The sequence below is a fragment of the Planococcus donghaensis MPA1U2 genome (genome assembly GCF_000189395.1).
Classification (GTDB): Bacteria; Bacillota; Bacilli; order Bacillales_A; family Planococcaceae; genus Planococcus; species Planococcus donghaensis_B.
Genome location: NZ_AEPB01000008.1, coordinates 35,894 through 55,420, shown reverse-complemented (window position 1 = coordinate 55,420; position 19,527 = coordinate 35,894). Strand labels below are relative to the sequence as shown.

Here is a 19,527-nt window from a genome sequence, read left to right as displayed (position 1 = left end):
GCATCTAGATGACACAGCAAAACACCTTCACTTTATTTGATTAACATGAGTGCATCATGAAATCGAATAAAGTGAAGGTGTTTGGTGTAGTGCTATATTTACCTTTTTCGTAGAAACTTAATCAAGCTAACTTTTTTCGCGGTTTCACCAGAAAGTGATTAGCCTTACCTTTGAAATAGTAGTGAGATTTCAACACTTTCCTCCAAATTCGTCTTACAAATTCGAGTTCCAGATAAAACCTTGCATACTCTTTAGTAAAGACCTCTTTGAATTTTTGCTGTCTTATTAATAAATAGAAATAGTTTTTCTTTTTTGTTTTCTCAATTGTTTTATCATATTGGTAGTTTGTATGGCGATTAATCTTGTCCAATAAGTCTGCAGTTGCATCATTTTGTTTTGTTGCGTTTATAGTGGTAGTTAAAGTCTTTTCAGACCAAGCCCCTTTGACATCTACACGGTACACTGACATTTGCTCATCCAAGTAATGGACTTTCCCATAAAGTGCCAAGTGTATGGCTAAAGGATAATCTCCGAAGCCCGCATCGAAATAGAAATCGGGAACATCATCAGCTTTTTCCCGACGGTACACCATGGAATTGGTTGGAAATAGCTCGCCTCCACCTAAAAAAACTTCTTCAGCAGAAAAATCTCGACTCTTTCGACTTGGTCTTACTTTTCCTACGACCTTATTTAAAGCTTCGGAATATTGATAAGCTGAATGCACACATAAGTCACAGTCTAGATTTGCTTCTAAATAATCCACTTGCTTTTGTAATTTGTATGGATCGGTCCAGAAGTCGTCACCTTCGCAAATAGCTATATATTTACCTTTTGCTCTACGCTGGTTGATTTGAAGCATTGTAGCGCTTTGAGAAAACAAATTTCGTTCTTGATATAATGGCTTTATTAAGTCAGGATACTTTTCTTCATACATTTTGATGATGGAGGCCGTCTTATCTGTAGAAGCATCATCATTGATCAAGATCTCGAATTTGAAATTTGTTTTTTGCTTTAAAAAGCTTTCAATTGCTTCCGCTATAAAATCTTCATGATTGTATGCTAGACAATCCACACTTACTAAAATATCTTTCCCCATAACCTTCACCCTTTGTTGTCATTGTGTATACATACCTGCTTAACCATTTGTACTGGTTTGAAGAAGATCAGAAAAATTATTTAGCACAGTAAAATCACCCAACATGGCATCAATTTCTTCAGGACTATTAAACATCATGACGTCAATAATTGATAAATTAGGAACAAACTCTCTTACGTCTTTTTGCTGGTAACTGATATGATTTGTCTTAATGATTTTCAATTCAATTCCTTGTGCTTGAAAATCCAGCGGTGAGTATAGCAGGAGTCCTCCAGCAGCATTTAAATATTCTTCCGCTGAAAAAAGCCCACAAATTTCTAAGATTTTATCTTGTCCTCTCAGATGTTCATTTTTTGTTAACTCAGAGGAAAGAATAATTTCTGTGCGTATGTTTAAATACGCACAGATTTCTTTTATTGAATTTGCCAGATATGTCGCCAAGTTGGGTTCGTTTTGATTTATTATTTTTTCAACTACGCTATAAGCTTCTTGAAAATAAGGTGCTTTGCCATACGCTTCTTTAATGGTTTTCAGCAACTTTTTTTTGTAAACAAGATCATGATCAATTTCAATTTCATTAATACGTTTATTTTGACTAACTTTAAACGTCCTTAACGAAATTGGTTTTGCTTCTCCGTTGATTAAAATATTATTTTTATTAATCCAGCCTCTTTTTTTATAATTCACATCATCGTATATCACGTATTTATCAACTGCTTTAATCAATTGCCAATAACCGATATAAGGAAAGAAATATGGCTGCATGATACCTACTTTCATAACCTCATCCCCTTTTACTTTAAGCCGATCCTCATTTTGCCATTGCTAAATATTGTTAACGTGCGCCCATACCACCATCAATTCGATACTGACTGCCGGTTATAAACTGAGAATCATCACTTGCTAAAAACAAAATAAGTTTTGCTACTTCAGACATTTCCCCGTATCTTCCTAGAGGAATACGAGAAGAAATGACTTTTCTGACTTCTGATGGGTTTTCACTATTAATCCCTTCTTCATTTTTTCTCATCATGGTTGAATCAAGTGGTGCAGGATGAATCGAATTCACTCTAACTGAGTGGTAGCCTGCTTCTAAAGCTGCTGTCTTTGTCAAACCAACAACTGCATGTTTAGTAGCTGCATAAAGTGAATTCCCACTGCTTCCCATTAAGCCTGAAACCGAAGAAGTATTTATAATGCTCCCACACTTTTGTTGAATCATTACTGGCATGACTTTCTTTAAGCCAAGAAAAACACCTTTAACATTAACATTTAAAATTGCATCAAAATCTTCAACTGTTTGTTCGATTAGCGGAGCCACTTTGCCTAAAATCCCAGCATTGTTGACGAATATATCTACTCTTCCCCATTTTTTCATAACTTTATCGACATAAGAGGCTACCTCACTTTCGGAAGTAACGTCTGCAACTACTCCAAACACTTCTCCAATATGAGTTAAAGAATTTTCACAATTATGAAGAGCTTGCTGATCGCGATCTACCAGAGCGACTTTCGCTCCTTCATTTAAAAAAACTTCTGCAACAGCTTTCCCCAAGTCACCTGCAGCACCTGTAATTATCGCTACTTTTCCTTTTAACTTATCTGACATATATACTCCTCCAAACAAACAACTATCAAAAATTATTAACTCTCTGTCTTCCAATATCCAGTTTCTTGGCACAATTGCTCATACTCAGTTTTTAAAATGCTCACAATGACTTGGTCGTAATACTGGTTATTACGAAACGCATAATCCCGCTTTCTACCTTCTTCAACCCATCCACATTTTTTTATAAACAAATTATACGAAGGCACATTATGTTCTAGAATGTCTCCTTCTAGACGGTGCAATTGAAGTTCCTCGAATGCATATTTCATGGTGGTCATGACCGTATCTCGACCATATCCATGTCCACGCATATTCTTTTTCCCAATCAGAATCCCATGATGCGCAGAGCGATTTCGATAATCAATGTTTAAAATATTTGAGATACCGATAAATCCATCTTCTTCTGTTTCAATTGCTAAACGCAGATTTCGGTTATCAAATTCTAATCGATCAAACCATCGATTTTGTTGTTCAGAAGAAATCGGGATCGTCCACCCTCCTAGTAAGGGTGCTATTTCTGGATCATTATAATAACTTCTCAATTCTTCCATATCTGTTCTCTCTAGCGCACGAAGCGTTATCTTCTTCCCCTTAACATTCATATTCTCATCACCCTTCTTTTACTTGTTTTTTTAATGTGTGTATTTAATGGTAAAACACTACTGACCCCAGTTCTCTAAAACTGAACATCATTAATTAGCGTCAAACATGCCAGATAATTAAAAAGTCTCCGTCAAAGCCTTTTGACCTACTAATAATAATGATTTTTGAGAAAGAGTACTAAAAACCTACCTTAATTTCTAATCTCAGTTCTATAATACCATATTATCTGAAAATTAAGACATGAATTTATAAAATATTTTCTAATTAGCATCTTATATTCTTTTTACTGGAAATTAATTGGTTCTAATAATACATGATATTTATTTCAATAAAAAAACGCATAGAAGGCGAAACACACCCTTCTAGACGTCTTTGGTTTATCTTCTAAATCCACCTTCCGAATGGATAATCTGACCTGTAATCCATTCCGCATCATCACTTACTAAAAACTTAATCGTTTTCGCAACATCTTTAGGTTCGCCTAGCCGACCGAAAGGAAAGCTCGGCTCCAATTCACGCTTGATTTCTTCAGTCATCCACCCTGTATCAGTTGGACCTGGGTTTATCGCATTAACCGTTATTCCGACCGGAGCAACTTCTGCAGCCAAAGTTATGGTTAATGCATCGATAGCACCTTTAGTCGTCGCGTAGGCTAGTTCTCCTGGCATTGGACCTTGAAACTGACCAGAAGTAATATTGACAATTCTTCCGCCTGTTTTTTTCTTAAAGCGCTTGGCAAAACCACTACTGAGCAACGTGGTAGCTCCAATGTTCACCATATAATGCTGAGTAAGTTCCTCGGCAGTCAAAGTTGTATAGTTATTGTTAGTGGAATAAGCTGCATTGTTTATCAATATGTCCGGCTCTCCTACATCTTCTAACACTTTATCTAAAAGGGATTCTAAATGATGAAATTGAGTTAAATCTATTTCTTCACACGCTACTTTTACGCCTGCTTTCTTTAACTCTTCTTTTAAGCTCATTGGTTCGTTTAATTCCAGCCCCCAAGGCATCTGCTTATCATACTTTGTCCAGTAAGTGAAAAAGATATGACAGCCGTTTTTTGCTAATTCTCGGCAAATCGCAGCTCCAATTCCTTGAAGTCGACTTACCCCTGTAACTATCGCGATTTTCCCTTCCAATTGGTTCATTAACTCCACCTCAACTCGAAATATTGTCTTCTTTAACGTGTAATCTGTTCATCTACTTGCTAATGATTTGTCTCCAACAACTAATACATTGGATTTCCTGATTTCGAGGTTTGTGGAATTTTTTGAATGGCATCCCAATGCTCCACAATTTTTCCCTGCTCATCGAAACGGAAAAAGTCCATAGTTATATACTCTTCTTCATCTGGCCAAACTTGATGGGTATGGAGAGAAACTAAATCATATTGTGCAATCGCCCGAACAAAATCAATACTTTTGTCGGGAAATTCTTTATGCATTTTCTCAAAATATTTTATAAACCCTTCTTTGCCATTTTCGACATCCGGATTGTGCTGAATGTATTCTTCTCCTACATATTTTTGAACAGCTTCAGCTGGCTTGCCCAAATAAGCCATTTCATAAAATTCCTTCGCATTCTTTTTATTCGTTTTTAAATTGTGCTTCATGACCATTTCCCCTCTCTATTTTCGCTTTTTCTTAAGTAATCATTTGGTATTTTGAGCATACGGTTACTAGTAAGTCGTCTAGCGTCCCGATTACTTTTTGAACTTCTGGCAACTGATAAAAAGTACTTGTTGATGCTAAATCATCAATGTCATTATCCGGAGAATACAAAAAAATCTTCTTTTGAGCAGCAATCGCTATTCCTAACTCTATGTGACTTCCTTTTCCTCCTGGCAGCAAAACAATCACAACATCTGAATTCATCACAGCCTCTTTTTCTTTAATTCCGATCTCTGTTAATGCTTCTAAAGTGGTCGGACGGTCATTTTTAGTCCAATCGTACGAATGCACATATCCCTTCATTGTTAATTGATGACTAACATACTTTACTTGTTCTTTGTTTTTAAAACTTGATGCAACATAAAATCTCAATTGTTTCCCCCCTTAACTTTTCACTCATAACAGTCTATAAAAAAGCCACCAATTTAATTAGCGGCTTTTTTGAGATGCAGAGAAAATAACAAGATTTTTAAATTGGTTTCGTTAAATATAACGCTCTAGCTCTTTTTGTTGACGCAGGTGATGTCGAGAATGCATTTCAACTAGTTCAATCCATTCCTTTGCATTTAACCAGCCAAATCCCCCATGTTCAATCTTGTAATTTGGATTTACTAAATCTATATTCACTTCCCACTGTTCTAGTCTTTCAATCACTTTGTCGATTCTATTAGCGAGCACTTCTTTACTATCCGTATTGTTAGGAGGGGTATTCATTTCATCCGGAAGTCTGATTTTGACAGGCGGAAATCCGCCATCTTTCATTAACTGCTCACCCATTTGAGTTTTTCCTAAAGGCGGTTCTTTTGTTAACCTAGCACAAGCTTCTGCATTGTCGAGATACTCATGCGCTACTAAAATAATATGGTCATACATTTGCCCAATCGACCAAACGCCTTGTTCGTGAATATGTGTTAGCTGCGCTGGAGAATAATTACTAAGATCGTTTCTGAATACTGAAAGTATTTCTTTGCCGCTCATACAATTTCTCCTCTCGATTAAATTGATTAATTTATCGTTCTTAAGAACTGCATTAACTGCCAAGTCAATATATTCTAGAATTTGTTCAAATGTATAAACTTCCAACTCTTCATTTAAATATTCAGCAGAATAACAAAAGTCTAAAAGCGTTTCTTCTTTAAATTTTTGAAGATTTTCAGATTTGATTTCTTGAATGTTAGTTACCGGTACTCTACTAGATTCCAACTCATTTTTTAACCCTATGTAATTAAACCATTCAATTAACTTACCGTTTAATTTCCTAAAATCATTATGCCATCTTTCCAATAAGCTCGGATCCGCATCTACACGCTTTTTGAAATTGTTCTTAAAGTATATGTGCTTTAACCATATATCATCAGCTATTAAATGTGTTAAATACCCGAGTATGTAGTCGAATTGAAAATGAGAACTGTACTTCTTAACAAAAAGCTCGTAATTCACAAATCTAGTTCCGTCCTCTAAACTTCCTTCCAAAAAATGCGATGCTGTTTTTTTGTTCTCTCGAATACGTTGCATCTGGCGCAATTCCACCTAAAAGAAATATGCCTTTATTGTCAATTGGTAACTTCATGGAGAGTTGGTTTGCGATAATTAAATGCATAACTCTAGATCCCACTACAATTCCTCCCTGAACTGTTCACTATCAAGTGTTTATTAGTAATTCCGTAATTTTTGATATCACTATATTAAAATCGCCACTACTCTTTATTCTAAATAAATAATCTGCCTCTTTTTCTGTAGGAGCATTCTTTTTCTCTAAAAAAGCATCCTTTTGTTGCTGTATCAGAACTTCTTCAAAAAAAGACATTGTTCTAAGGATGGTTTTATCGCGGTGACTTTCTTTTATTCTTTCTTCTAAAATACGATCATGAACTTCAAAATTAACTAGAATACAAATAAAGTTATTTTCTTTAAAATAGTTGAGAAGCTTTTCGCGGGCTTTATAACTACGATTAGAGTTACTCAAGATAATATGACAATTTGTTTGCTCTACTGTGTAGTCGACAATCGTTTGAGTCAGTGCATATTTAATCGTATTTGTACCTTCTTTAGGAATTAAATTCGGGTAAAATATTGATAATATTTCAGCTTGAACATCTTGATCAATCGCTACTGAATTAGGCATTCTTTTTTCTAATGCTTTAGCGAATATGGTTTTTCCACTATGTGTTTTACCGACTGTCATGATAACAAATCTTCTCATAACCATAACTCCATCCCGAAAAATTCTTAAATTGAACGATTACGATAAACTCTTTTTAAAGTGGCTACACATTCCATCATTTAAATAGCGTTGGTATTGTCTGTCTTTATAAAAATTGATTGCGCTATACCAGTCGTTATTAGTTTCCAATACAAGTTGCCGATACCCTTGCTCTTTTGCCCATATCTCCAGAGATGCGATCATTCTTTTTGCTAATCCTGCTCTTCGATAGTTTTTGATCACAGACATGCGTTCTACTCTTCCAATCTCTAATGATTCACAAGAAATCGCACCTGTACAAACTACTTTCCCTTCACAAATACCAATTAAAAAATAGTTTTTTCCTGACTATAGCTGGCCATGATACTTTCCAAATCTGGGTTGCAGGTAGCATCAATAAAACCAAAATGCTCTTCTAATCCTTTTAATACTAATTCTTTAGCTTCCGTTTCGTATACCTTTGTAATTTGTTGAATGTGCATTGTTTCTAATGGATTACCCTTCATGTTTCCACCCACTTTTGGTTTTCACGTAGTTAGTATTTCTCAAATAAACATGTGGTTTTAAACGAGCACCTTGATTTGAGAAGTTGCTAATTCTTTTAATTCTTTACTTAGTGTCACAAGTCTTTTTTTAATTTGTTCCTTATTGCCATACCGAATTTCAGTTTCACTCGCTATGTCTTCTGACAACAAGCGAAAATGACTATGTGCCGTTTCGAGCAATTGAAGCAACTGCTCTCCTCTAACTTCACCGACTATTTGCTGGTTTCCTGCACTGTATCCTTCTATAAATCCTTTAGCGATCATTCTTAAATTTTCTATGCAATCTTGAAAATGATGTTTTTTATACCTTTCTGTATCGGCTAACGTGACAAAGTACGTTTCATATAAGTTCATAAAATTCCCTGCCATTCCTCTGGCATAATAAATGCTTAGATAAGGATCAATTAAACATACATTTTCACCATTGCATAAAATATTTTCCGGCGATACATCTTGATTTCCTAAGAGTGGTTTGATGAATGCCTTTTTTCTCAAGTTTGCAGCTAATTGAAGTGCTTTTTTCACTAGGATGTCATCATAGTCTGGAAACGCTTCGCAAAGAGCTTGATAATCCGCTAGATGCTCTTCGCTTTCTTCATATATGAACTTCCTAACATCACCGTTAAAAGTACCATGCAACCCTTTTTCTTCAGACCAAGCTAAATAACCAAACCCAGTCAACTTATGAGGAATCTCTTCCGTCGCCTTGTGAATTGCACCTGTTTGCAAACCTATTTTATAAGCTTTTTCTAGCGTTATTGTGTGCAAATCAATTTGACTACCAGCATAAGTTTCTATCGTATAAGTCAATTCAGGGGTGACATAGTAGTCAAAGAATAACGGTGCCGCTCCTACTTGTGCTTTGTTTACAGTCTGATAGTAAAGTTTTGTTCCAGCATACTCTGCTTTTAATGCAACTTCATCAAATGCAACTTGCTTTCCGTACGCTATCGTCTTCGGTATTCTTAAAACTAATTGTTGTGCACTACGATATACTTGCCAAGCGTAATGCCATGCGCCTTCACCGAGAAATCCCACTAACACAAGACCTGCATGCTCCAGCGCTGCTTCCAATCTCATTTCCCTCACTATACTCCCTCTTTCTATTTAGTTATTCATTACCACTTGAAAAACCTTCAAACAAACGCCCACCGTATGGTTCTAGTACCCTATCCACAAGTTGAACAACTTTTAATTTCTCACTCGTTTTATAATATTCATCAAAAGCGATAACATAGTCATGGGCAAATTCAACATCATAAGCTTTTAATGAGCGAACAATCCATTTTGAATTGCCGATCCACCGTTTGTTAACCCTTAAAATAAATTCACTTACAAGTTCGGCCAAAGTAGCCGCAATAAAGATCCCCTCTGCCCGATCATTGCAACCGATAAAGTCATCAAGAGAATCTGTTAAAAAGTAGCGTTTTTGTACAATCGTTTCAGTTGACCATTCTTTTGGTCCGGTTTCAAGTAATTTTCTTGCTTCTTGTTTTATCGCTGTAATCATCCCATTGTCTTTTAAAACCATACCTTCAACTACCATTTGTGGCATAGATGGCCTGGCTCTTTCATAATCACTCAAAAAATAAGATTTATACGTCGATTGGTTATGAACAAATACTTCAATCTGCCAGCCGTACGCTAAAAATGATTCGCGGTATGAAGAAGAAAGTTTTTGGTCAAATACTACAAGATCTAAATCGGATGTATCAGTACTTTCGCCTCGAACCACACTTCCCGCTAACAATGCTCCTTGGCACTGAGGAAAATGCTTATTTATGAATAATTCAGCTGCTTTTACAGGTTCAAGTTTTTTATCATCTTCCATTGCTCAAACCACCCTTTTGTTCTTTGTTCTGACCAAATCAATACATTTTATTCATTAACTATTTTCTTTAAAATAACTAAGTTTTCTTCTAGAAAAGTAGCGTTTTTTTCAATGCCTCGACGTCTGCACCAGCCGATGCTGTTAAAGGCATCTAAAAATTGATAAAACGGCAGGACCTTTTTCAAGTCCAACAATGGTTTAATCGTGCGGTACCCATCTTGGTAAGCTTGATAAAAACCGTCGTTAACACTTAAAAAATCCCGATACAATTTCGTGAAGTCAATATCTATTGAACCAAATCGCACACTTTCAAAGTCAATCACTCCTGAAACCTTTTCACCATCTACTATGATGTTGGCAGGACGAAAATCCATGTGGATAAAGCTAGGACCGACTGGAGCAGGTAATTGTTGTTTTAATTCACTAAATTTATTCATACTTTTTTCATATAACGCAGTTTCAACAATCTCTTTTACGTCTTCTGCAAAATCAAGAAACTTAGATTCAATAAAATTGAGCCAATTAGAAAACTCATTTTCAATACTTGTTGTTTCTTGGCCAACCGGTGGGCACACCGCATGCATTTGGGCATGCAAAATCCCCACTTGAAACGCCACTTCTGACGAAACATCTGTAGTTAAAGTCTTCCCTTTTAGTTCAGACAACAAAAAAGCACCTGGACATTCGCTATCACCAGACCAGTAATCTAACATTTGGGGTACCGGTACTTTTCCTGCCAACAATTTATAAGCATCCAATTCTCGTTCATACTTCAATTTCGTATAAGCTATTTTCACATAAATATGTTCACCTGTATGTAACGCGCATTTGTATACGGTTGAACTAAAAGAATCTTCTACTTTGTGCATTGCGACAGGTTGCACTGCAAATTTCTCTAGCACTTTTTTTATCACGGTGTTCTCCCCTTGTTTCTCATATGTATGATCTATCTATAAAGCAAATATTCTACTAATTCAATATTAACATTAATTCCCACTTGAAATCTCATTTATGGCATGACTTTTTGTACAACAATTTAGTTTAAAATTAGTTTAATTATTCAGTGTATACAGAATATTTTATTAATATTTATCAAAAATATAACGAATTACGAAATTTCTAAAATACATATACCTATAAATTATACACTCGCTATTACCCACTAATTTACAGTAGTTAAATAATCACTTTTTCGACTCTCGAAAAATACTTAATCCACCCTATATATTCAGAATACTTAAAAAGTTATGCTGAGTACACCGAGCTTCGATGCCGGTAAAACGAGAAGGAGTGAATTTGATGAACAAGAAAAAATTACTGACTTTAAGTTTGGCAGCATCACTAGCGTTATCAGCAACTGCGGTTTCTGCAAATACCGCCCCAACACAAGAAACAACAGAAAAGGTTCATATCAATAAAGAAACCAAAATGCCTGACATGGTTTATGGGAAACTAACGACTCCATCCAATAAATCAGCTAAGGAAATTGTGTTTACATACTTAGAAGAAAATGAGGAACTCTATAAATTTGGCAAAAAGGAACTTTCTAACTTTAAAGTTGTTAGCCAGGAAAAAGATGATCTTGGCTTTACGAAACTGAAAATGCAACAAATGTTTAAAGGCGTTCCTGTTTTCGGTTCAGTAATCAATGCGCATGTGGACCAAGATGGCGTATTGAACTCAGTTTCAGGTAATTTAACGCCAGAATTATACGATAAGCAATCATTGAAAAAAGGCGCTACGTTAAAAGCAGACGCAGCACTTGAAAAAGCAAAAGCTGATTTAAATAAAAAAATCGGCAGTACTCCAGAGTTAGAATCGGAAGTAACACCTGAGCTAGTTGTTTACTTCCAAGATGGAAATGCGAACTATGCCTACAGTGCAGAATTTGAATTCCTATATCCAGAACCTGGTAATTATCAATACTTTGTCGATGCCAAAACAGGCGAAATTTTAGATTCATACAACCAAATCCATGAAGCAAAACCTTCAACAGGTGGACAAGGGATAACAGGAAGCGACTCCACTGGTACAGGTAAAGGTGTATTAGGAGACACAAAAACTTTCAATACCTTAACCAACAGCAGTGGTTCATATTTATTGGATAGAACTCGCGGAAATGGTATTTTCACATACGATGCTAAAAATCGCACACGCACACCAGGAACTTTATGGCTTGATAGCGACAACGTTTATAACGCTGCATATGATGGTGCTGCAGTTGATGCTCATGCATATGCTGGTCAAACCTATGATTATTTCAAAGATGTTCATAACCGCAATAGCTATGATGGCAATGGAGCTGATTTAGTATCCACTGTCCATTACGGCCGTGATTATAACAATGCTTTCTGGAGTGGATCTCAAATGGTTTATGGAGATGGGGACGGCAATACGTTTGTGCCCCTATCAGGTGCTCTAGATGTAATTGCTCATGAATTGACACACGCTGTGACAGATACATCAGCTGATTTAATTTATCAAAACGAATCAGGCGCTATTAACGAATCTATGTCTGATATTTTTGGAACACTCGTTGAGTTCCATTTCAACAACAACCCTGATTGGCAAGTTGGAGAAGATATTTACACACCAAACATTGCAGGTGATGCACTTCGCTCAATGCAAGATCCTACATTAAGCGGGGATCCTGACCATTATTCTAAACGTTACACAGGTTCTGGTGACTACGGCGGCGTTCATATCAATTCAGGAATTAGCAACAAAGCGGCTTATTTATTAGCAAATGGCGGAACGCATTACGGAGTAAGTGTCAATGGAATTGGCAATGACAAAGCAGGCGCTATTTATTACCGTACATTAACTCAATATTTAACGCCTAACTCAAACTACAGTCATTTCCGCGTTTCGACGATTCAAGCAGCAACTGACCTATACGGAGCTTCAAGCGCAGAAGTTGCAAGTGTGAAAGCTGCGTTTACAGCTGTAGGCGTTAATTGATTATTAACTAATTAGCGATTTGTATTTCTCGATTGCTGTACTTCAAAACCCCAGTGAATCCATTTCACTGGGGTTTTGTATTGAATGTCTTAGTAGTTCTCTTATTTTACATTTTATTGACAGTCATTATTTGTCTATGCTACCATTTTAGTTAACTTATTTAATTAATAAGTTAACTCAATCGAAGGGGTGTATTATGACAACAGCAAATGTAAAACTAAGAATGATGATTGTTACCTCTTTGTTCGCAGCCATCATTGGCATTTTCGCACAAATCACTATCCCACTCCCACTTGTACCTATTACAGGACAAACTCTTGCCATTGGCCTGGCTGCTACAATTTTAGGTGCTAAATATGGAACGCTGTCTGTTTTGGTTTATTTAGGACTAGGTGCAATTGGTATACCCGTATTCGCCCAAATGTCCGGTGGTCTCGGTAGCTTATTTGGACCAACTGGTGGCTATTTAATCGGATTTCTACCAGCCGCTTTTATTATTGGCTATTACCTCGAAAAAACTAGCTATACGTTTATGAACGCATTAATTGCAAATGTAATTGGCATGTTTATTACCTTAACATTCGGGACGATTTGGTTAATGATTTTCGCAAACCTTTCATGGACCGGCGCATTTATGGGAGGATTTTTCCCGTTCATTTTAGTAGGACTTATAAAAGCCGCACTTGCTGCATGGATTGGTATTTTAGTTAGATTACGTTTAGAATCCGCGAAGCTACTTTATGTTTAAGCTTTCAATTAAGTTAAAGAGAGTTTTTAATGCGTAGTTTAAAATTTTATCAAACAAAAAGCAGTCGACCAAACGATGGTCGACTGCTTTTGCTTATGTATGCTATTAAAAAATTCGTCTCTTCCACAATGCCCAGCCAATCAGTAAAACAAAAACTAACGATATCCCGAGTGTGCTCATCCAAGAAGACGGGTCGTCATCGGTTATCGGTAAAGCGACATTCATTCCGAAAAAGCTAAATACAAGTGTAGGAAGCGTTAAAAATACAGTAAACAACGTAAGAGTTTTCATCGTATTGTTTAATTCATTTGAGATCAGTGAAGAATAAGAACTTGTGATACTATCCAATATTCTCGTATACAATTCGGTCGTTTCAATTCCTTGATTGTTTTCGATTTTCACATCCTCTAGAAGATCTTTATCATCCTCATAAAGTTTGATGGAATGAACACGAAACAGTTTCGTAACGACATCTCCATTAGACTTTAACGACGTAAGGAAATAAACTAAGCTTTTTTCGATTTCCATCAAGTCATACAACTGCTTGTTCGTAAACGACTCACGCAAATTACTTTCAATTTTAAGACGCTGTTTGTTGAGCGTTTTTAAATTGTCCAAGTACAACGTTGAAATTGACAATAAAACCTCTAAAGCAAATCGACTTCTCATTAATGTGCTTACATTTTTCTTAATAAGACCTGTCAGAAAGCTACTTGGTTGCTGACATATGGTGACTATATAGTCGCTTCCGATAATAATTCCGATCGGAATCGTGATATACGAATTAAACCGGTCGTTTGTCGTATCTGGTATCGGAAAATCATTAATAAGCAATGTACTATTTGCTTCTTCATCATACTCAATTCGTGCGGTTTCTTCTAAATCTAAAGGATCTACTAAAAAGTCCATAGGGATATTAAAGTGCTTAGACACTCTTTCAAGTTCTTCTTTTGACGGTGCCGTAATATTGACCCAGCAGTTCTTGTCAAAATTCTCTATGGTTTCTAGTTTTCCACTAAGTGAAGATTTATAAATATGGAACACCCTATATCCCCCTTTCTGTTTTATCCAAGTCTCACTAATTCAAGCGTACTTGAAAAATGCTTTTTAAAAAAGTTTTTTCTACAAAACTTAGTTATACCCTGATTAAGTCTGTATTAATCTCACATGTCGCAAAAAAACGAAACCTCGGACTGAATCTTAAGGTTTCGGAATGCGAATGTTTTATATTCACTTATCGTTCCAATAATTATTCGCAGCTGCAACTGTTTGAAAATGAATAGCCACCACTTGGGATGCTAATGTTAAACTATCCGCATTTGTTGCATAATCTAGTCGTAGTTTTTTTCGAACATTTTCATCGGGTTGAATCATACCTACAGCTTTTCGCGCAAGTTTCACTGCAAGTTCGTATCCTTCTTCAGGAGTATTCGTTTTTAACGTAGGTAACCATGATTGTTGACTCATTTGGGTTCCTCCTAACATTTAAAAGAATTCCTCTACTAGAATTTAGTTATTTCTTCCATACGGGAAAATATAAAAATACAGTTATGATGCTATGACTTATTTTGAATGAGTATAGTTTAGATCCCAAGTTACACCAAAAGCATCTTTTACTTTTGCATAACGCGCTCCCCAAAAAGTGTCTTGCAACTCCATTGCAACTGTTCCATTTTCAGCTAAATGATGATAAACAGTATCCATCTCCTCTTGTTTATCAAATTCTAAAACTAATGAAATGTTACTCCCCGTTTCTACATCTTGATTGGGGAAAGAGTCGGATACCATGAAAAACAATTCACCTTTTTTAAATCTTGCATGCATAATTCTATTTTCTGCCTCTGGTGGTGTTGGAAAATCAGCCTCTTTATACGTTTGCACATCTGAAATTTCACCATCAAACAGTTCTTTATAAAATTTTAATGCTTCTTTTGCGTTGCCGTTGAAAATTAAATACGGCGTAATTTGATGCTTCATTATTAATCATTCCCCCTTTAAGCTGTTTTAATTTTTAATTACTCTTCATTATTATACCTGATAATTTTTTTGTTTTTGATTTTGTTTGAATATTCTGTATATAATAGTTACAAATACATAAATTATTGTTTTCGGAGGGATTTTGATGATTAACAAATTAGGGCAAGTAATGTTGTATGTGAAAGATCAAGACAAAGCAGAGGTATTTTGGAAAGACAAAGTTGGATTTAAAGCAATTGCTTACGGAGGTTCTGAAGAAATGGGGATGAAATGGATTGAAATTGCCCCTACTGAAGATGCTGAAACGACGATTGTTTTACATGACAAAGAAGTTATTTCAAAAATGTCACCTGACCTAAATCTAGGTACACCATCATTGATGTTCTACTCGGATCATATTGAGAAGTTGCATGCAGAATTTAAGAAAAAAATATTGAAACGGGTGAATTGGTAAATATGGGTACTGGGAGAAGCTTTAATTTCGCAGATGATGAATGGAATTATTTTGCTGTGATGGAGATTGTTTAAACACTATTTTCATTAAACTTTTAAGGAGGTATTGGATGAACAAGTTTGGGTTGTATGGAAAGTTTAAAGTACAAGCTGAACATCGCGAAACTTTAGTAGATATTTTGTTAGAAGCCGCATTATCAATGCAAAGCTTGGACGATTGCGAAGTCTATTTAGTAGGTACTGCTGAAGAAAAACCTGATTCCGTATATGTTTATGAAGTTTGGAAAAGTGTAAAAGCACATCTAGCATCATTGTCACTAGATGCAACGAAATTGTTGATAAAGCGAGCAAAGCCCATTATTACAGGAATGGAAAGAATCAACACTTTGCAGTCTAGGGGTGGAAAAAGATAGACAAATTAATTTTACTAAACTTTTTAGAAGTGCAGCTTTTGCTGCACTTCTTTTACTTGTTCCAAACAATTGGTGGTTAGTAGAAATTAATATAGCAAGAATCCAGCCCTCAAAAAGTTAATCTTTTTTTATACGTGTTTGATGGTAAATTTCCTGCGTTCGAATGAAAAAAGAATCTTGAAATGGATATTGTGAGCTAGAAAGTGATTCTTCATGGATCCTATCCATGCATTTTTATATTTCCCACTCAACATTCTTGGTCGAACTATAAGAAAATGCGTTTGTTTGCGGGATAAGAAGATTTGTTTGCGCAAATATGTAGTTTGTTTGCAGTTTCACTTTGGTTGTTTGCGCGATAACGGCGTTTGTTTGCGATAAACTCAAGTTTGTTTGCAAAATCGGTTTTCCTTAGTTAAACCAGCCGTTACATACTCGGAGTTTGAACAGATAAATTACCACTCCTACTAATAAAATACTTTTGTGATTGCCGCTGTTGGATTATTGTTCCTTAAATGCATAGTGTAGGAAGTTAAATAATGATACCATTAAGACATTAGCTAACTAAGGAGGCGTTCAATATGACAATTCAACCTATCTATACTATTAGAGAATACGAGGGGTTTTACGCCTAATCCAGACTTGATTTTGCGTTCCCCAAAAATCGAAAGGGGAAAAATAATGAAAACAAACGATGTGAAAATCGTCGAATTAAATGCAGAAAATTGGTATGACTGCTGCGAACTCGAAGTTTCAGAAGATCAAAAACAATACATGGAGCCTAATGCCGTATCCATTGCCCAATCAAAGTTTGAACCTAGCTTAAAACCTTACGCGATTTGTAAAGACAATCAAACAGTTGGCTTTTTAATGTATAATTCTGTGCCTGAAGAACTTGGTGGCTATTGGGTTTACCGAATAATGGTGGATCAAGCATTCCAAGGACAAGGAATTGGCAAAGCCGCAACCAATTTAATGCTTGCTGAGATGAACAGATTGTTGGGCCCAACAAAAATCGTTGTGGGTTATCACCCTGACAACTTAAATGCTCATAATTTATATAAAAGCTTAGGCTTTGAGGATTTAGGAGATCGGTTCGGCAAAGTAATGGCTGTAGTAAAGCAGTTGGATAATCTGCAAGATAAATAAGTAGCCATTGAATTCCATCTTGCTATCGTATTAACTTATTAGTTATAATTCAAAATCAGATTGAGGTGCTACCTTTGAGTGAATCAACTTTCCGAATAGTCTTGCTACTTTGTTTGATGATAATTGCAGGATCGGGAATATTTATCGGCTACCAATTAAACGTGATTGTAGATGCTCTTGTATTTTTGGCAAGTCGTGGATGATTACTTTTGCTTCAATGTTTTTTTCATGAATTCAATAAAAAAGCGCTATTCCCAATTGGAATGGCGTTTTTTCTTCTCTTCTACAAATTTCATGTATGTTACTCCACTATCAATCAATGCCATTCTGTCTTTCTCAAAAATCGTTTCTTGTAATGGGTCGATCTGCATTCTTCTATCGATAAGAAGTGAAGTTTCCGCCGTACGTGATAATTAGATTCATTCACCGTTAAAACTTCTGCGAATTTCACTTTTCCAAGAGCACAATCTTTTCCGCAATCTCAGGGCCTTCTTCAAATTTCCAGACAGCAACTTTGTCCCCTTTTTTGTACATTCCTTCAACGACAAAAATAATTTTTTCTTCTAATACCTCAATAATATGTCCAATTACTATCGGTTCTTCTCCTTCTAATTCCGTTGCTGGGTACCCTGTAGAACAAGAAGCCAGAAGTAATATGAAAGCGAATAATAGTAGGTACTTTAGAAACTTCATCGTTTTACATCTCCTTAAACAGATATTTTTCCCACACATTAAATCTTCTCTATATAATACGATCAGGTTCTCTGTCACGCCTTCATCACTCTAGTTCGTTCAAATACAATTGGTATCGTTCCCAGACGGCAGGAACGATTTTTCCTCTCTTGTTCAGATCCTCTAATTCTTTTAACGTAACCCATTTCGCATCACATACTTCACCCGGTTGCAAAATCAAATCACCTATTTCAATATCTCTCGTACTTCTGAACACATAACTGTCTAAGAAATAATTGCCTTTTTTAATTTCTCCTAAGTACTGAAGCTCTTTGGGGGTTACAGCAATTCCCGTCTCTTCTTCAAGTTCCCGAACAGCACCTTCCACACTGCTTTCTCCAGCTGTAATCGATCCGCCTGTACTTTCCCAAAGCAATGGATACGTCTTAAGAGCGTCTCTTTGCGTCAATAAAATTCGCCCGTCAGCATTTATCGTAAATATTTCCACAACCACATGGAATTCGCTAGGCGGAAGTTCAGTCCCCCTAGTATGAAACTTACCTAACGGGTTTCTACCTTCATCTACTAAACCCCAAATTTCCAATGAAAATGCCCCCCTATTTGAGTTGAATTCTTAACTGACTGTAGCTCATCCATTACTTGGACGAGTTGAATCAACGTCTATATTTATAAACCAAGATAAGATTGTTGTACTGTCACGGACATTTTTTCCTTTAATCTCTTCTAGTAAGGCTAGTACACCTTGCTTGTTCGAAAGAGTTTCAAATGGTTTTCCGACTTCATATGAGTCCCAAAAGTTGGTGTTTGGACATTCAACAAGCCCATCAGTAGTCAACAATATGTGATTTTTTCCTTTTCTTAATTCTTTCGTTCCGACACTGTAACAAGGAACCGGTAGCTCAAACGTATTTACTTGTCCAATCCATTCATAAAAACTGCGGTGATTTTGTTGAGTTTCATTCAAGGCTAATAGTTCTGGATGAAATAGATAAAGAAGACAATCTCCGATAGATAGCCACCAGAGAAATTTGCCTTTCCGGACTACACATAAAACCGCTGTTTCTCCTTGCACTTTCTTACATGCCTCTTTAAAGTCGGAACTTTCAAAAGTTGTTAATAACGTGTCTGCTGTTTGTTCGAATGCCTGTTTGATCGGCAACTTCAAATTTTTTTGGATAACATCTTTTAACTCGTTGACTGTAAATATCACCAGTTCGGCACTTTCTGCCGAGTGATGCGCATCTAAAAGAACAACAAATTCCCAATCTTCCTTTTCATTTGTCCAAACGAGACAAGCATCTTCATTTTTATATTGACCTGCAGTTGAATTGCCTCCGAAGCGCCCCATAGTTACATGTTGTATTTGGCGGACATCAATCTCATCAACATAGTGAGACTGACTCCCCACCCAACTAAATTCCTTATTGTAAAGACCATTACTCATATGGATTAACCTCCGTTGCACAATCTACTCACTTCTTCACTATCTCCAAGATATATTCCACCGCTCCTCTTTAACTTCATTGAGAAAACAAAAAACCTATCACCTTCTAAAAGAGGTGATAGTTTTTCCTAG

Annotated in this window: 24 protein-coding genes and 1 pseudogene; 5 read left to right on the top strand and 20 right to left on the bottom strand. The window is 36.1% G+C overall.

Annotation, left to right across the window (positions count from 1 at the left end):
* Positions 1-121: 121 nt before the first annotated feature.
* The 14 genes from GPDM_RS02450 to GPDM_RS02390 form a co-directional block, all read right to left on the bottom strand.
* On the bottom strand, positions 122-1,096 hold the full coding sequence (locus tag GPDM_RS02450; protein ID WP_008428627.1) for a glycosyltransferase family 2 protein: 975 nt from the start codon (positions 1,094-1,096) through the stop codon (positions 122-124).
* Positions 1,097-1,135: 39 nt separating this feature from the next.
* Complete coding sequence (locus GPDM_RS02445) at positions 1,136-1,876, bottom strand: WbqC family protein (RefSeq protein WP_008428625.1); 741 nt, start codon at positions 1,874-1,876, stop codon at positions 1,136-1,138.
* 55 nt (positions 1,877-1,931) lie between these two features.
* Positions 1,932-2,705, bottom strand: a complete 774-nt coding sequence (locus GPDM_RS02440) for an SDR family NAD(P)-dependent oxidoreductase (RefSeq protein ID WP_008428623.1) — start codon at positions 2,703-2,705, stop codon at positions 1,932-1,934.
* A 35-nt stretch (positions 2,706-2,740) separates the two neighbouring features.
* Positions 2,741-3,307 (bottom strand): GNAT family N-acetyltransferase, encoded by a 567-nt coding sequence (locus GPDM_RS02435; RefSeq protein WP_008428621.1) that lies wholly within the window; start codon positions 3,305-3,307, stop codon positions 2,741-2,743.
* A gap of 378 nt (positions 3,308-3,685) precedes the next feature.
* Positions 3,686-4,459, bottom strand: a complete 774-nt coding sequence (locus tag GPDM_RS02430; RefSeq protein WP_008428619.1) for an SDR family oxidoreductase — start codon at positions 4,457-4,459, stop codon at positions 3,686-3,688.
* Positions 4,460-4,539: 80 nt separating this feature from the next.
* Positions 4,540-4,923 carry a nuclear transport factor 2 family protein gene (locus GPDM_RS02425; RefSeq protein WP_008428617.1) on the bottom strand — a complete coding sequence of 128 codons (384 nt, stop codon included), beginning with the start codon at positions 4,921-4,923 and terminating at the stop codon, positions 4,540-4,542.
* Between the two features lie 31 nt (positions 4,924-4,954).
* Positions 4,955-5,353: a nucleoside 2-deoxyribosyltransferase gene (locus tag GPDM_RS02420; RefSeq protein ID WP_008428615.1), complete on the bottom strand. Its 399-nt coding sequence runs from the start codon at positions 5,351-5,353 to the stop codon at positions 4,955-4,957.
* 111 nt (positions 5,354-5,464) lie between these two features.
* The gene (locus tag GPDM_RS16955; protein ID WP_008428613.1) at positions 5,465-6,496 is read right to left on the bottom strand and encodes a DinB family protein; all 1,032 of its coding nucleotides are present in this window, start codon (positions 6,494-6,496) and stop codon (positions 5,465-5,467) included.
* Between the two features lie 127 nt (positions 6,497-6,623).
* On the bottom strand, positions 6,624-7,184 hold the full coding sequence (locus GPDM_RS02410; protein WP_039862762.1) for an AAA family ATPase: 561 nt from the start codon (positions 7,182-7,184) through the stop codon (positions 6,624-6,626).
* Positions 7,185-7,223: 39 nt separating this feature from the next.
* Positions 7,224-7,472 (bottom strand): GNAT family N-acetyltransferase, encoded by a 249-nt coding sequence (locus GPDM_RS16835; RefSeq protein WP_237704123.1) that lies wholly within the window; start codon positions 7,470-7,472, stop codon positions 7,224-7,226.
* 38 nt (positions 7,473-7,510) lie between these two features.
* Positions 7,511-7,690 (bottom strand): hypothetical protein, encoded by a 180-nt coding sequence (locus tag GPDM_RS16830; protein WP_008428605.1) that lies wholly within the window; start codon positions 7,688-7,690, stop codon positions 7,511-7,513.
* Between the two features lie 57 nt (positions 7,691-7,747).
* Positions 7,748-8,809 carry a hypothetical protein gene (locus tag GPDM_RS02400; RefSeq protein WP_008428603.1) on the bottom strand — a complete coding sequence of 354 codons (1,062 nt, stop codon included), beginning with the start codon at positions 8,807-8,809 and terminating at the stop codon, positions 7,748-7,750.
* Positions 8,810-8,840: 31 nt separating this feature from the next.
* Entirely contained in the window at positions 8,841-9,560 is a 720-nt protein-coding gene (locus GPDM_RS02395) for a nucleotidyltransferase domain-containing protein (protein WP_008428600.1), read from the bottom strand.
* A 47-nt stretch (positions 9,561-9,607) separates the two neighbouring features.
* A complete protein-coding gene (locus GPDM_RS02390) occupies positions 9,608-10,474 on the bottom strand; it encodes an aminoglycoside phosphotransferase family protein (protein ID WP_008428598.1) in 867 nt (288 codons plus the stop codon).
* Positions 10,475-10,859: 385 nt separating this feature from the next.
* Here GPDM_RS02390 and GPDM_RS02385 point away from each other — a divergent pair, with 385 nt between their 5' ends.
* Both GPDM_RS02385 and GPDM_RS02380 read left to right on the top strand, forming a co-directional pair.
* On the top strand, positions 10,860-12,521 hold the full coding sequence (locus GPDM_RS02385) for a M4 family metallopeptidase (protein WP_008428597.1): 1,662 nt from the start codon (positions 10,860-10,862) through the stop codon (positions 12,519-12,521).
* A 196-nt stretch (positions 12,522-12,717) separates the two neighbouring features.
* Positions 12,718-13,269, top strand: a complete 552-nt coding sequence (locus tag GPDM_RS02380) for a biotin transporter BioY (RefSeq protein ID WP_008428595.1) — start codon at positions 12,718-12,720, stop codon at positions 13,267-13,269.
* 105 nt (positions 13,270-13,374) lie between these two features.
* On the opposite strand, the gene GPDM_RS02375 is transcribed toward GPDM_RS02380, so the two are convergent.
* The 3 genes from GPDM_RS02375 to GPDM_RS02365 all read right to left on the bottom strand — a co-directional run bounded on the left by GPDM_RS02375 (position 13,375) and on the right by GPDM_RS02365 (position 15,246).
* Positions 13,375-14,313 carry a magnesium transporter CorA family protein gene (locus tag GPDM_RS02375; protein ID WP_008428593.1) on the bottom strand — a complete coding sequence of 313 codons (939 nt, stop codon included), beginning with the start codon at positions 14,311-14,313 and terminating at the stop codon, positions 13,375-13,377.
* A gap of 186 nt (positions 14,314-14,499) precedes the next feature.
* Positions 14,500-14,736, bottom strand: coding sequence for a hexameric tyrosine-coordinated heme protein (locus GPDM_RS02370; RefSeq protein ID WP_008428591.1), 237 nt, complete (start codon positions 14,734-14,736; stop codon positions 14,500-14,502).
* 96 nt (positions 14,737-14,832) lie between these two features.
* Complete coding sequence (locus GPDM_RS02365; RefSeq protein WP_008428590.1) at positions 14,833-15,246, bottom strand: VOC family protein; 414 nt, start codon at positions 15,244-15,246, stop codon at positions 14,833-14,835.
* A 145-nt stretch (positions 15,247-15,391) separates the two neighbouring features.
* On the opposite strand from GPDM_RS02365, the pseudogene GPDM_RS02360 reads away from it, so the two are divergent.
* The 3 genes and pseudogenes from GPDM_RS02360 to GPDM_RS02350 all read left to right on the top strand — a co-directional run bounded on the left by GPDM_RS02360 (position 15,392) and on the right by GPDM_RS02350 (position 17,258).
* Positions 15,392-15,774 (top strand): annotated as a pseudogene (locus GPDM_RS02360) (VOC family protein).
* A gap of 35 nt (positions 15,775-15,809) precedes the next feature.
* Entirely contained in the window at positions 15,810-16,112 is a 303-nt protein-coding gene (locus tag GPDM_RS02355) for a putative quinol monooxygenase (protein WP_008428587.1), read from the top strand.
* A gap of 678 nt (positions 16,113-16,790) precedes the next feature.
* Positions 16,791-17,258, top strand: coding sequence for a GNAT family N-acetyltransferase (locus GPDM_RS02350; protein WP_008428585.1), 468 nt, complete (start codon positions 16,791-16,793; stop codon positions 17,256-17,258).
* A gap of 447 nt (positions 17,259-17,705) precedes the next feature.
* Here GPDM_RS02350 and GPDM_RS02345 read toward each other — a convergent pair whose 3' ends face one another.
* The 3 genes from GPDM_RS02345 to GPDM_RS02335 all read right to left on the bottom strand — a co-directional run bounded on the left by GPDM_RS02345 (position 17,706) and on the right by GPDM_RS02335 (position 19,395).
* A complete protein-coding gene (locus GPDM_RS02345; RefSeq protein ID WP_008428581.1) occupies positions 17,706-17,951 on the bottom strand; it encodes a hypothetical protein in 246 nt (81 codons plus the stop codon).
* Between the two features lie 85 nt (positions 17,952-18,036).
* Positions 18,037-18,534 (bottom strand): NUDIX hydrolase, encoded by a 498-nt coding sequence (locus tag GPDM_RS02340; RefSeq protein ID WP_008428579.1) that lies wholly within the window; start codon positions 18,532-18,534, stop codon positions 18,037-18,039.
* 45 nt (positions 18,535-18,579) lie between these two features.
* On the bottom strand, positions 18,580-19,395 hold the full coding sequence (locus GPDM_RS02335; RefSeq protein ID WP_008428577.1) for a PP2C family serine/threonine-protein phosphatase: 816 nt from the start codon (positions 19,393-19,395) through the stop codon (positions 18,580-18,582).
* Between the last annotated feature and the right edge of the window lie 132 nt (positions 19,396-19,527).

Coding starts and splice junctions, on each gene's coding strand:
- GPDM_RS02450 (WP_008428627.1), bottom strand. CDS start 1,096: ATGGGGAAAGATATTTTAGTAAGTGTGGATTGTCTAGCATACAATCAT.
- GPDM_RS02445 (WP_008428625.1), bottom strand. CDS start 1,876: ATGAAAGTAGGTATCATGCAGCCATATTTCTTTCCTTATATCGGTTAT.
- GPDM_RS02440 (WP_008428623.1), bottom strand. CDS start 2,705: ATGTCAGATAAGTTAAAAGGAAAAGTAGCGATAATTACAGGTGCTGCA.
- GPDM_RS02435 (WP_008428621.1), bottom strand. CDS start 3,307: ATGAATGTTAAGGGGAAGAAGATAACGCTTCGTGCGCTAGAGAGAACA.
- GPDM_RS02430 (WP_008428619.1), bottom strand. CDS start 4,459: ATGAACCAATTGGAAGGGAAAATCGCGATAGTTACAGGGGTAAGTCGA.
- GPDM_RS02425 (WP_008428617.1), bottom strand. CDS start 4,923: ATGAAGCACAATTTAAAAACGAATAAAAAGAATGCGAAGGAATTTTAT.
- GPDM_RS16955 (WP_008428613.1), bottom strand. CDS start 6,496: ATGCAACGTATTCGAGAGAACAAAAAAACAGCATCGCATTTTTTGGAA.
- GPDM_RS02410 (WP_039862762.1), bottom strand. CDS start 7,184: ATGAGAAGATTTGTTATCATGACAGTCGGTAAAACACATAGTGGAAAA.
- GPDM_RS16830 (WP_008428605.1), bottom strand. CDS start 7,690: ATGAAGGGTAATCCATTAGAAACAATGCACATTCAACAAATTACAAAG.
- GPDM_RS02400 (WP_008428603.1), bottom strand. CDS start 8,809: ATGAGATTGGAAGCAGCGCTGGAGCATGCAGGTCTTGTGTTAGTGGGA.
- GPDM_RS02395 (WP_008428600.1), bottom strand. CDS start 9,560: ATGGAAGATGATAAAAAACTTGAACCTGTAAAAGCAGCTGAATTATTC.
- GPDM_RS02385 (WP_008428597.1), top strand. CDS start 10,860: ATGAACAAGAAAAAATTACTGACTTTAAGTTTGGCAGCATCACTAGCG.
- GPDM_RS02380 (WP_008428595.1), top strand. CDS start 12,718: ATGACAACAGCAAATGTAAAACTAAGAATGATGATTGTTACCTCTTTG.
- GPDM_RS02370 (WP_008428591.1), bottom strand. CDS start 14,736: ATGAGTCAACAATCATGGTTACCTACGTTAAAAACGAATACTCCTGAA.
- GPDM_RS02365 (WP_008428590.1), bottom strand. CDS start 15,246: ATGAAGCATCAAATTACGCCGTATTTAATTTTCAACGGCAACGCAAAA.
- GPDM_RS02355 (WP_008428587.1), top strand. CDS start 15,810: ATGAACAAGTTTGGGTTGTATGGAAAGTTTAAAGTACAAGCTGAACAT.
- GPDM_RS02350 (WP_008428585.1), top strand. CDS start 16,791: ATGAAAACAAACGATGTGAAAATCGTCGAATTAAATGCAGAAAATTGG.
- GPDM_RS02345 (WP_008428581.1), bottom strand. CDS start 17,951: ATGAAGTTTCTAAAGTACCTACTATTATTCGCTTTCATATTACTTCTG.
- GPDM_RS02335 (WP_008428577.1), bottom strand. CDS start 19,395: ATGAGTAATGGTCTTTACAATAAGGAATTTAGTTGGGTGGGGAGTCAG.